This is a genomic window from Methanococcus aeolicus Nankai-3, assembly GCF_000017185.1.
GTDB lineage: Archaea > AGJL01 > Methanococci > Methanococcales > Methanococcaceae > Methanofervidicoccus > Methanofervidicoccus aeolicus.
Map to the genome: position 1 here is coordinate 652,324 of NC_009635.1, position 12,683 is coordinate 665,006.

At 27.4% G+C, this 12,683-nt stretch carries 13 protein-coding genes; 6 read left to right on the top strand and 7 right to left on the bottom strand.

Annotation, left to right across the window (positions count from 1 at the left end; all coding sequences use genetic code 11):
• Positions 1-177: 177 nt before the first annotated feature.
• The 3 genes from fwdF to MAEO_RS03165 all read right to left on the bottom strand — a co-directional run bounded on the left by fwdF (position 178) and on the right by MAEO_RS03165 (position 2,724).
• Positions 178-1,242 (bottom strand): tungsten-dependent formylmethanofuran dehydrogenase subunit FwdF, encoded by a 1,065-nt coding sequence (fwdF, locus tag MAEO_RS03155; protein WP_011973350.1) that lies wholly within the window; start codon positions 1,240-1,242, stop codon positions 178-180.
• Between the two features lie 60 nt (positions 1,243-1,302).
• Positions 1,303-1,749, bottom strand: coding sequence for a 4Fe-4S dicluster domain-containing protein (locus MAEO_RS03160; protein WP_011973351.1), 447 nt, complete (start codon positions 1,747-1,749; stop codon positions 1,303-1,305).
• 156 nt (positions 1,750-1,905) lie between these two features.
• Positions 1,906-2,724 (bottom strand): class I SAM-dependent methyltransferase, encoded by an 819-nt coding sequence (locus MAEO_RS03165; RefSeq protein WP_011973352.1) that lies wholly within the window; start codon positions 2,722-2,724, stop codon positions 1,906-1,908.
• Between the two features lie 59 nt (positions 2,725-2,783).
• Here MAEO_RS03165 and MAEO_RS03170 point away from each other — a divergent pair, with 59 nt between their 5' ends.
• Positions 2,784-3,221 (top strand): UPF0146 family protein, encoded by a 438-nt coding sequence (locus MAEO_RS03170; RefSeq protein ID WP_011973353.1) that lies wholly within the window; start codon positions 2,784-2,786, stop codon positions 3,219-3,221.
• A 111-nt stretch (positions 3,222-3,332) separates the two neighbouring features.
• Positions 3,333-4,184: a TatD family hydrolase gene (locus tag MAEO_RS03175; protein WP_011973354.1), complete on the top strand. Its 852-nt coding sequence runs from the start codon at positions 3,333-3,335 to the stop codon at positions 4,182-4,184.
• Positions 4,185-4,235: 51 nt separating this feature from the next.
• Here the strand turns inward: MAEO_RS03175 and MAEO_RS03180 are convergent, their stop codons facing one another.
• The gene (locus MAEO_RS03180) at positions 4,236-4,841 is read right to left on the bottom strand and encodes a class I SAM-dependent methyltransferase (protein WP_011973355.1); all 606 of its coding nucleotides are present in this window, start codon (positions 4,839-4,841) and stop codon (positions 4,236-4,238) included.
• A gap of 163 nt (positions 4,842-5,004) precedes the next feature.
• Here MAEO_RS03180 and MAEO_RS03185 point away from each other — a divergent pair, with 163 nt between their 5' ends.
• Both MAEO_RS03185 and MAEO_RS03190 read left to right on the top strand, forming a co-directional pair.
• The gene (locus MAEO_RS03185) at positions 5,005-6,216 is read left to right on the top strand and encodes an aspartate aminotransferase family protein (protein ID WP_011973356.1); all 1,212 of its coding nucleotides are present in this window, start codon (positions 5,005-5,007) and stop codon (positions 6,214-6,216) included.
• Positions 6,217-6,454: 238 nt separating this feature from the next.
• A complete protein-coding gene (locus MAEO_RS03190) occupies positions 6,455-7,318 on the top strand; it encodes a hypothetical protein (RefSeq protein ID WP_011973357.1) in 864 nt (287 codons plus the stop codon).
• Between the two features lie 58 nt (positions 7,319-7,376).
• Here the strand turns inward: MAEO_RS03190 and glmU are convergent, their stop codons facing one another.
• A complete protein-coding gene (gene glmU / locus MAEO_RS03195; RefSeq protein ID WP_011973358.1) occupies positions 7,377-8,612 on the bottom strand; it encodes a bifunctional sugar-1-phosphate nucleotidylyltransferase/acetyltransferase in 1,236 nt (411 codons plus the stop codon).
• A gap of 132 nt (positions 8,613-8,744) precedes the next feature.
• On the opposite strand from glmU, the gene MAEO_RS03200 reads away from it, so the two are divergent.
• Both MAEO_RS03200 and MAEO_RS03205 read left to right on the top strand, forming a co-directional pair.
• Entirely contained in the window at positions 8,745-9,800 is a 1,056-nt protein-coding gene (locus MAEO_RS03200; protein ID WP_011973359.1) for a DHH family phosphoesterase, read from the top strand.
• Between the two features lie 26 nt (positions 9,801-9,826).
• Positions 9,827-10,192, top strand: coding sequence for a dihydroneopterin aldolase family protein (locus tag MAEO_RS03205; RefSeq protein ID WP_011973360.1), 366 nt, complete (start codon positions 9,827-9,829; stop codon positions 10,190-10,192).
• Here the strand turns inward: MAEO_RS03205 and MAEO_RS03210 are convergent.
• Entirely contained in the window at positions 10,159-10,674 is a 516-nt protein-coding gene (locus MAEO_RS03210; RefSeq protein WP_011973361.1) for a hypothetical protein, read from the bottom strand. The genes MAEO_RS03205 and MAEO_RS03210 overlap by 34 nt on opposite strands.
• Positions 10,675-10,826: 152 nt before the next feature.
• The gene (locus MAEO_RS03215) at positions 10,827-12,677 is read right to left on the bottom strand and encodes a DUF6541 family protein (RefSeq protein WP_011973362.1); all 1,851 of its coding nucleotides are present in this window, start codon (positions 12,675-12,677) and stop codon (positions 10,827-10,829) included.
• Positions 12,678-12,683 lie beyond the last annotated feature (6 nt).

Sequence of the window (12,683 nt, forward strand, 5' to 3'; positions counted from 1 at the left end):
TAATAGTTTTTTTATCTAATTGTATTTTTATCTGATTATATTATTTTATTATTAATCTTGTGTATCGTCCTTTTTATGACATGTTTGATTTGTTATATATTTTACTATAATATGGCCACCATGTGGATCTCAGAACGCATCATACATAATTTTAGGATAAGGAACCGATATTATTTATTACTTTTTTAATCTTTCAAATGAACTTTGCCATGCTAATGACTGAACATTTTCCATGTTTATGTTTGTTCTTTTAACTGATATTACATCAATTGGGCAGGCTTGCACACAGGCACCACATAATATACATGCCTCTTGAACTACTGCAACTGGCTCAGGTCTTTGACCTACATCTGTATGTGGTGGGAAGTATAATACTTGACATGGACATACTGCCACACAGGCACCACATGCATTACATTTTTCTGCATCAATGCATAATTCTCCTTCAAATGGTTTTTCCACAACTAATGCATCAGCAGGACATACAATTTCACATTTACTACAGGATACACATTTATCTTCATCAATTATTGTCTGTCCTTTGATTTCTTTGTATATCTCTGGCGTTTTAATTCTAACTGCCAATGGACATTTATAACAAATTACCTCAATAGCATCATGAGGACATGCCTTTTCACATACTTTACAATATACACATGTTTCGGTATCTACTACAATATCTGAAAATGGTTTTATGCTTGTTGGGTCATCATTAGGTATTAGCGTAATTGAATCAGCTGGACAATATTCAGCACAAATGCTACAATATTTACATTTATCTTTGTTAATTGTGATTTCTCCCAATACTAATGTTTCTCTATTAGGGAGCTCCCTTTCAACATGTATTGCATCTTGCGGACATACAAGTTCGCACTGCTCACATAAAACACATGCATCTTGATTTAATGTAATGCTTCTTTTTATTTTTGGATATTGAGGATATTCTTTTGTAGATGTTCCATTTATCTCTAACTCCATAGCATTAAATGGACATGCTGATGCACACATACCACATAATACACAGTCGGTGCTAATATCTAATTTTAAATCACTTACCACTCCTTTATAAACTGCTCCCAGGGCTCCCATAGATATTGCCTCGGTTGGACATATATCTTTACAGATTCCACAACCTACACAGGATTTATCATTCCAGTTTAAAACCCTTTTTTCTTTTGCTCCATCTCTTATTATCTTGATAGTAGAATCGCTTTTTTCTTTCATAACTTCTATTGCTACCATTTTATCACTTCGGAATTACACACATATTACGGTTATTGTTATTATAATTAGATGATTTTATTATTTAATATCAATATGTTCGGGACATATTTTTAAACATTTCCCACATAAAACACATGACTTATTGTCTATGTTAATTAAATAATTAGTATTATTTATGGAAATAGCATCATATTCGCATTCAAGACAGCCCCCACAAAGAATACATGTATCGCTGTTTATCTCAATAGCCGTGCTATCGCCATATATATTTTTTATAATTCGATTTGTTAATTCTTTATCCCTACTAAGAGTATTTATTATAAATATGCCCTGTTTAATGGGGAGCTCCACAATTTCATTTGCAACGGCCAAAACTTTTTCAGAAGGATATCTACCATTTACATAATGGGATACAGCAGACCTATCTATTTTTAGATATTCTGCTATTTCTCTTTGTAGTTTTCCTTCTTTTTTTAGTTTTATCGCAATTATTGCTTTAATACCTGATAAAATGTGTTCGGGCATATTTTTATCTCATTGTAGATTTATTGTATATATGGATAGATATTATAGATAGGTTAGTAATATACACATTTATTTTAATAGTATATATAATATATTTCTTATGTCAAATCATAAAATATATATAGTGATGTGAGAGTAGCACACATTAATAAATATTTACAATGTTGTTTCAAATTTCACATCTGCCACAACATGCCAAACCCCCGGAGAATATTTTTTTATTTTATTTAATTTATAGTCAATAATTTTATAGTTGTTTTTTTCCGCAATATTTTTTATTTTTGAATATGGTTCTTTATCCAATATCTTTTCCGCTATTGTGTCATGATAATGTATTATACCGCCATCTTCTTTCAAATACTCAAATGCCTTATCTAAAAATTCACCAGTTTTTAATACATACCCCATAATTATTCTATCTGCTGTATTTCTTAGGTTGGCTTTCCTATTGTCTCCCAATATTGGTATAATTTTATTATTATTATTATTATTATTATTATTGTTCTTATCATTATTGTTATTATTATTGCAGTTACCATCATTTAATTTATTTAATTTTATATTTTCCACCAAATAATGATAAGAATCAGGATTTAATTCAAGGGCATATATTTTTTTAGGTTTTGAATATTTTGCCATTGGTATGGTGAAATATCCTATTCCTGCAAACATATCAATTACTACTTCATTTGGGTTGGATATATCTGCCATTCTTTTTCTTTCGTCAATATTTCCCATACTCCACATTATCTTTGAAACATCAATTTTAAATAATATATTATATTCTTTTTGTATCGTTTCTGTTTCATTTCCATATATTATGGTTGTTTTTGGTTGTCGGAGCTCCCCCTTAATATTGTCATATTTTAATATTGTTTTGCACTTTGTTTTATTTACTAATTGATTTATTTCTTCAGTAGATATATCGGTTTTTACCAATAATATATCTCCGATTTTTTGATATTTTTTTATCATATTCTCACAATTTATATATAATAATTATAAATTATAATTAAAGTTAATGGTGTGATATTATGGATTATGTATGTGATTATATTATTAAAAACTACTACCATGTTAAAAATGAAAATGATAAAAAAAACAGTGAATCATTTAAAATAATAGAAATTGGAGTTGGATATTATTTCAATATAGCAAAATCACTTAATAATCATGAAAATTTAAATTTAATAGTAATAGATGCAAATAATGATGCGGTGGAGAAGGCAAAAAAAGAAGGATTAAATGCCTTTGTTGATGATATATTTAATCCAAAATTGGATATTTATAAAGATGCAGATTTAATATACTCCATAAGACCCCCGAGAGATTTACAACCGTTTATATTGAATATATGTAAAAAATACGGTATTTCATTATTAATAAAACCACTTTACGGCGAAACTCCGATAAATGATTTAAAATTAATTAATTATAAAGGAAATGCATTGTATTGTTTCAATCCATATTAATTTTCTATTTATAATTATATTATATATTTATATATATTACTATATTATTATATTATAGGAACTCCTTATATTAAACTTATAACATATATAATATTAAATTATGGTGATATTATGAACAATAATATAAAAAACATTCCAATTACAGATAATCACATACATATAGATGGAGTAAATGGATATGGTGCTGAAAAGGTTGCAAAAATCTTTAAAAACGCCGACGGAAAGGTAATGATAGTTTTAAACAAACCTGCCTTTAACAATGATTTAAAAAAGCCCATGGACATATTGATAAAAGATATTGAAACCATAAATAAAACCGTAGATGGTGTAAAAGCTTATGGTTTAGTTGGGGTGCATCCCGCAGAACTAACTGTGATGATAAACAATGGCATAGAATTGGAAGAGGCAAAAAACAAAATGATTGATGCATTGGATTATGCAAAAAAACTCATATCAGAAACGGATTATTTAGTTGGAATTGGGGAGGTTGGAAGACCACATTATCCAGTAAGTGCTGAAATATGGGAATCTTCAAATGAAATATTATTATATGCTATGGAAATTGCGAATGATTTAAATTGTGCCATTCAAATACACGCCGAAAGCACATCGGAAGAGCAATTTAAAAAGTTAAATAATATGGCAAAATCAGTTAATTTAAATCCAAATAAGGTAATAAAACATCATAGTGATAGCTCTGCCCTAAATTATGAAAAATATAATATATTTCCTTCGATTGTGGCAACAAATCAAATTAATGAAGCAATTACCAAATCCCATAGGTTTGTTATGGAAACAGATTATATTGACGATTTAAAAAGACCAGGAGTAGTGCTTGGAATTAAAACAGTTCCAAGAAGAACAAAAAAACTGATTGATTTAGGGTTAATTGATGAGGAAATTTGTTATAAAATCCATAAAGACAATATTGAAAAATTATATAATATTGAAATTAATTTATAATTATATATGTTTTTATATGTTGTGGGAGCTCCCATATATACAACCCAATAATTATTTATTTACGGACTTTAAAACTCTAAATCCCCCTTTAATTGTGATTATTTCCACATTTCCATATATTTCTTCCATATATTTTGTTATGGATTTTGCCCCATGTTTTGTTTGAATTACAAGCCAAATACTACCATTTTGCTTTAAAATTTCTTTTCCGTCTTTTATTATCTGTTGTATTATATCTTTTCCTGCCTTTATTGGAGGATTTGAGATAATTAAATCATATTTTTTATTTTTTACATTTTGATATAAATTGCCCTGGACTATTGTTATTTTGTCTTCTTCAAGATATTTATCAATATTATTTAGCTTTAAATTCTTTTTTGCAAGATTTACTGCCCTATTATTTATGTCTGTCATAGTGATGCTATTTACTTCATTTGCTATGGATATTCCCACAACACCATAACCGCATCCTATATCTAGAATATCATAGTTTTTACCTAATTGTAGGGCTTCTACCAATATTTTAGTCCCTTTATCTATCTTTTTAGGGGAGAATATTCCAGAATCTGTTTTAAATGTAAATTTTTTATTTCTAATTATTCCTTCAATGGTGGTTTCATTTCTTGCTGATTCGGGGTTTTCAGAAAAATAGTGCATAATTTCACTTTTAATTATTTTTATATATTATAAATTATTAATACTTTATAAATTAAGTATATCGTATAGTATATGGTTTATAATGTATTGATGTATAATAGTTTAATGTATAATAGTACATAGAGACAATATATAATATATTTTATAAATAAATGGTGATTTTATGGATTATTTCTCTGAGATTTATGATAATATCGATGAAAAAACAATGATAAAAAATGATAAAAAATACATAATTGGAACATATGGGAGATATGGAATCGTCCCAGTAAAGGGATATGGGATGATTGTAGAAGACATCAACGGAAAAAAATATAAGGATTTTCTTGCTGGTATTGGCGTAAATAATGTAGGGCATTGCCATCCAGAAGTAGTTAAAACATTGCAAAAACAGGCGGAGCTCCTTATTCATACATCAAATTTATACCACATAATACCACAAGTTCAACTCGGTAAAAAATTGGTGGAATTAACTGGAATGGATAAAGCCTTTTTCTCAAACAGTGGGGCTGAAGCCAATGAAGCCGCAATAAAACTTGCTCGAAAACATGGGAAAAACAACAACATAGGAGAGGGAGAAATTATTACTATGGAACATAGCTTCCACGGTAGAACTTTAACCACAATAACGGCAACGGCAAAACCAGCATATCAAGAAGGATATGAACCACTCCCAAAAGGATTTAAATATGTTAAATTTAATGATATTGAAGCACTAAAAGAAGGCATATCAAATAAAACAACGGCAATAATGTTGGAACCTATTCAAGGGGAAGGGGGCATACATATAGCAGATAAAGAATATTTAAAAGGAGTTAGAGACATCTGCAATGATAAAAATATAGTGTTAATATTTGATGAAGTTCAATGTGGTATGGGGAGAACAGGAAAAATGTTTGCATATGAACATTATAATATAAAACCAGACATATTAACATTGGCAAAAGCTCTCGGTGGTGGAGCTCCGATAGGTGCAACAATTGCAACGGAAGAAGTGGCGACTGCCTTTACACCAGGAAGTCATGGAACCACATTTGGAGGAAATCCATTAGCCTGTTCTGCATCTTATGCATCAGTTAGAGTATTAGAAGGACTTTTAGAAAATACTCAAAATATGGGAGAATATTTTATAACTGAATTAAATAAATTAAAAAATAAATATGGATTTATTAAAGAGGTTAGAGGAATAGGATTAATGATAGGAATAGAACTATCATTTAATGGTGGAGATATTGTTAAAAAAATGCTTGAAAAAGGTTATTTAATAAATTGCACATCAGATGTGGTTTTAAGATTTTTGCCACCGCTTATCGTGGAAAAAACAGATATTGATGGATTGATTAATGCCTTAGATGAAGTATTTTCAGAAATATAGTCAATCTTTAATTAAATATCATTTATTAGTCAAGGTACCTAAGCATTCTTTAACTGTATTTTATAGTTTAAAGGAATATTTGCTTTTATTCAACACCAAGTGTTCGAAGATTGACTATAATAAAATAAATGGAGCTCCAAGGAGTCTCAAACTTGCTTCGCAAGTTTTACGGCTTTAAAATTTCCCCTTGGAAAATGTTAAAGCTCCCAAAATATCAATATTTTTTTCAGGGGGTATTATGAATAAAAATTTTAAGATAATATCTGTATTATTTTCAATTTTCTTAATTTTGTATGGCTATATAGGGGGAATAGGTATATTTATAAATCTAGACCCTACAATTAATAAAGATATTAATGAATTGCCAACTTCATACAATGATTCAATATTTGACTATGGAGCTCCTAACTCCAAATTTAAAAATTATCATAAATCGGTATATTTACCAAAAAATTATTATAAAATAGCCGATGAAACCTATCCAGATGTAAAAAATAAAGATATTGATTCATTATATGTGGTATTAATGAATATTAAATTACCTAATTATAATCGGAACGATTACGACTGCTCCGATGTTTCGGCACAGTTGGACTGGATTTTAGAAGGACATGGTTTTAAAACATATCTTGCATCATCTCCATATTCATTGGATAAATATGGAAATATTAATAACAATTCTGGGCACATGTGGTTAATAGTGCAATTAGACAGTGGGGAAAAAGTTGCTATTGAAAGCACATACTTTACACAGCATTCGTTCCATCCTCCAGGAATAATATTAAGGAAAGATATGAAATATAAAAAATATTCGTATTTATATCGGGATTATATAGGATATATAAAAAAATATTCAAATAGCAATTATATACTACCCAATAATTTTGAAGGATATCTTCTATCGTACAAACCTCCAATAGATGAGAATTATATAAATAAATGTGATTACTACTATTACCATCCTAAATTTATACACGATACACCTGATGAATATATTGAAGGTTATTATGATGGCAATGTTAGATATTATATGCCATTATCTGAGTTTGATTGGTGGTCCGATGATTATAATGGATATTTTAAAAACCAGCTTGATGGCTAAAATTAATATAAATTAAATATGTATATTAATTGAAAATATTAACAATTTCTTTTATCTTTTATTTTCTTTTTGTTTTAATTATTATTTCTTCTTTTTTATAAACAAAACTATCTTTTTCTATATCATTATTAATTAAGCAATTTGCACCAATCCAGCTATTACTTCCTATTTTTACACCAGGCATAAATGAAACCTGTATTCCTGTTTTTACATTGTGGCCGATTATTGCCCCAAATTTTCTAACACTTTTAACTTTTTCCTCTTTAATATTTACCATTACTGGTTTGTTATCGAATCTTAAATTTGCTGTAATGGTGTTGCAACCCATATTACAATTTTCTCCTATTATGCTATCTCCAATATATGATAAATGTGGCACTTTTGAATTTTTCATTATTATGCTTCCTTTTATTTCTGAGGAATTACCCACACCTGTATTTTCCATTAAAACAGTATTTGGTCTTATGTGTGCCAATGGTCCAACAATTGCACCAGATTTTATTATTGCAGGTCCCTCTATCACAGTATTTGGTTTTATTTCCGTCCCTTCCTCTATTATTACGGCTCCTTCAATTACCACATTTTTCCCGATTTTTCCTTTTATGTCTGTTTTTATGTTTTTTAGAATATGGGTATTTGCATCTAATAAATCCCATGGTTTGCCTATGTCATTCCAATATCCGTTTAATTTAATTCCTTTTATATTATTTTCTTTAATTAGTTCCTTAATTGCATCAGTTAATTCTACCTCTCCCCTCTCTGATGGCCGTAATGTTTCCAATATATCAAATATTTTATTTTCAAATTTGTAAATTCCCGCATTTATTAGATTAGATTTTGGATTTTTTGGCTTTTCCTGTAATTCTATTATATTATTTTGATTATCCACTACAATAACCCCGAAATTACTTGGATTATCTACCTCATTTAGTGTTATTATGTTTTTAACATCATCATTTACTATATTTGTTAAATCGTCATCAAATATTATGTCTCCATTTATTACTAAAAAATCTCCGCTTATATGATTTTTTGCCATTAATACGGCATATCCTGTTCCGTCTATATCCGTCTGTTCTATAAATTTTATTTTATCATTGTTTTTGAAGTGGTTTATTATTATTTCTTTTTCATATTTCACAATTAAATATATATTTTCCACCAGTTTATCAATTTTATTAATAATTCGTTCTAAAATGGGAGCTCCCCCAACTGGCAACATTGGCTTTGGTATATTTTCTGTTAATGGCATTAATCTTGTTCCTTTTCCAGCACATAATATTACAGCATCCATATTTTCCCCTATTTTTGTTTTTATAATTTTATAATTATTTTTATTATTTTTATTGTCGTTTTTATAATTATCATTTATATATTATATATCACTAACCATATTTATCTTTAAATATAATTTGAGTGTGAAATAATGAATAATATACTTAAAAATGAAAATAATAACCCATACCATAGCGATAATATCGACCATTTAAAAAAATTATTTAAGGAAAAAAATAATATTCTATTTTTATGTCATCATAATGCAGACCCCGATGCAATTGGAGGAGCCCTAGGATTAAAATATCTTGCAAATAGTTTTAATAAAAATAAAAACCCCAATATAATCATATCTACAAATTCAGTTAGTAAATTAACTCGAAATATATTGTTGGAATTAAATGAATCTGTGGAAATTGTTAATTATCCTAAATTATTGGACATTGTTTGTTTTGTAGATACGGCAAGTTTAAATCAAGTTATGATTGACGAAAATAAATTATTGGATAAAAACATAATTTTAATTGACCACCACAAAAAAACAGATTTAGTAAATATATGTGATTTGGTAATTGTTGATGAAAATTCTACCTCTGTGTGCGAAATTGTTGCCAATATATTTAAAAAAATTAATATTTATCCCCCTAAAAATATAAGAACAGCTTTATTATGTGGTATTGTTTATGACACAAAACATTTAAAACTTGCTACGGAGGGGACATTTAATATAATTTCATGGCTAATAAAGGACATAAGTTTTCAAAAAATATTGTATCTTCTTACACAGGAAAGCGATGAAAGTAAAAAACTGGCACATTTGAAGGCATGTAGTAGGATGGAGCTCCATACCATAAAGCAGGGTAATCAGAAATATATAGTTGCATTGTCCAACTCCTCATCTAATGAAGCATCTTGTGCTAAAACTATGGTTTCCATTGGGGCAGATATTGCCTTTGTTGTTGCCGTTAGAAAAAAAGATAAGGAAATAAGAGTAAGTGCTAGATGCAGAAAACAACTTTCAAAACAAGTCCATTTAGGTGGTTTAATGGAAAAAATAGCAAAGAAATTAAATGGAAGGGGAGGAGGTCATGCAGAAGCCGCAGGTTTAAATGCAAATTTTGAAAAGGGAGCTCCCAAGGACGAAACTATAAAAAAAGTATTAAATTTATGTTTAAATTCGTTTGAAAAAGAATTGATTAAAAAATAATTATAAAATTAAAATACGGTGAAATTATGAAACTTGAAGAAAACCAAATATTTAACAATTATTTTAAAAATTTATCAGATAGAGAGAGGGCAGTTTTTGAAGGGGGTATTACTATGGGGGCCCTATTCCATCAATTTGTGGGAGCTCCCATAAGTTCAAAAAATAAGGAAATAATGGAAAAATCTATTGAGGAATCTATGAAAAATCAACCTTGTGTTGAGGATATTTGGGTGGAGATTTTGGGAGCTCCGAAAGATAAATATGTTTCATTAGATGGCAATATGTTAATCGTTAAATTAAAAATAAAAATAAATAATACTACGGCAATATTGGGGTTAAAATATATAAAAGAACTGGATTATCCTTTAATGTATGTTGAAGAGATTTTATAATTTTTATTTAAAATTATAATTGTAATCAATATACTACTAAAAATTAGTGCAATAGTTGGAATTGGTGTTTTTACGGGTTCGGTTATATGAATATTTTTTAATTTATAATATGGTGTGTAGTTGGGAGCTCCCATATTATTTCCAACCATTTTTAAAGTGTTATCCCCATTATTTAAATAATTTGTAATGTCAATAGAAATTGATTTTTTATAACTTCCCGAACCCGTGTTATTGTTAGATTTGCTTATTGTGTATATTTCTTTATTGTTTATAAATATTTTAACCACAGTATAGTTTTTAATGTTTCCAAAATGGGTAAATGATATATTATAATTATCATAGTTTGAAATTTTATTTATGGTAAATGATATATTTTTTTCTGGAATATTTGAATTTATTGATATTTCAGAGGTATAATATGCATTTATTGGAACAATTATTATTAAAACCAATAATATTATTAAAATATTAATTAATTTCATAATTTACCCCATAAATATAGTTAATCTTCGATAACTGTCCATTATCCGTTCCATATCATCCAGATTTCTTTGGGTTTGGTGGTTTGTTAGAGAAATTTAATTTAACTATATATAATTATTTAGTGAAATTGTCCAAAGATTGACTATAATATTTATTTTATTTTTACTAATTTTGCATTTCCTTTGATATGGATTATTTTAAAATATTTGCTGTTGTTAAAAAATCCACCATCGTATTTTCCTAAGTATTCAGGCATATAAATATAACTAATATTCTCCTTTTTGCAACTATTTAATATTGTTGTATAATTTTTATTGTCGATTGCTGAAATTATGCTGTCAAATGAAGTATTACCAACCGTGGCATTGTTGGACTGGAATTTATAAAAATAAAATACTGGCTTATTTTTCGTATATATTGGTAAAAACTGTCCTGCATCTTCACCAAAGTTTAAAATTATTTGGTTTGTTATGTTGTGTTTGTTCATATATTCAAAGATTTTTAAATCATTGTTGTGTATTACGAAACTATCTTTCTGTTTTTCTGATATTATTTCATAATTTGTATATGCTGAAATCGTAGAAAATAATAATATAGAAATTATGAAAAGTGGTTTTAATATATTGTATGTGCTTATTTTGGTTTTTTTATTGGATTCTATTAGTTTATATATTGCATATAATCCTGCACCATAAAATATTGGCATAATTATTTGAATATGAATTGCCATTCTTGCACTATCGTATTGACTGCTAAAAAATGGAATAGGTATATGGATAAATTTTATATTTATTATATTTAAAATTAATAAAATTAATAGTAAGATAAACGGAGCTCCGTTATTTAAATTATTATTTTTTGTTTTACTTAAATTATATATTCCAATAATTAATAAAACCGTAAATATAAGGGATATGAAAACCGTATTTGTATTATCCAATATACCTGTTTTTGATGAATTTGTCCAAATATATAAATAAATTATTCCCATTCCTGCTAAAATGTTTCGTATTATCGCCGAAATAGGTTCAGGAGTAAAATTTGTAGATTTTCCATAAGATACAATATTTTCTGCCATTTTTGAATATATCAATAATACCGCCGATAGTATTGACAATATAAGGGAGCTCCAATATTTTACTATATTTTTATAATATTTTAGATATAAATCATAAATAGATAGAGATATTAAAAATAATACCAATATAATTAATGGGAATGTATGAATATATACTAATGATATTGTAATAAATGAAAATAATATTAAATATATATTATTTTTTGTAGTTCTATATTTCAATATAAAGAAAATACAAATTAGCATTAAGGCATACCCCAATGTATTTGGAAGCAATACCCCTACAATTCTATAAACTACATTAGTTAATGGCAAAAACAAGGCAATCCAACAACCCAGTCCTTTTTTAATTGCTTCCCCTATTAAATAATATCCCAATACAAATAATAGTAATATATAGAATTTTATAAATTGAATAGAATTTAATATATCACTTACCGAAGAGGATAAATAATAAACCAGGGAATGAAATCCTGCGGGATAACTTACATAATATTTATATGGAATTTCATTAGTTTTATAGAATATTGTTTTTTCTTCAATCATTGCCTTTGATTTATAGGAATGAAATTGTGTATCTGTTGTATTTGCTGGATTTGGGGGAAATATATTGTATCCCATAAAAATTGTAAATAATAATATTATAGATAATATTATATATTTTCGTTTCAAGGCTTGTTTTATTGCATTATATTCTTTATTGAAATTGAGTTTTTTAGTTTTAAGATAATATATTGAAAAAATTAGCAAAGGCATAATATATAAAAATTTATATATTGAAATATTTAATAACGATAAAATATAGGTCATTATTATAACATAAGAAACAGTTAAAAACGGTGTTGTAAATAATTTTTCTTCATTTTTCAATGGATTTACAAAATAGATTAATATTAACAGTGTTATGGGGTAGATTATATCCATTATTTC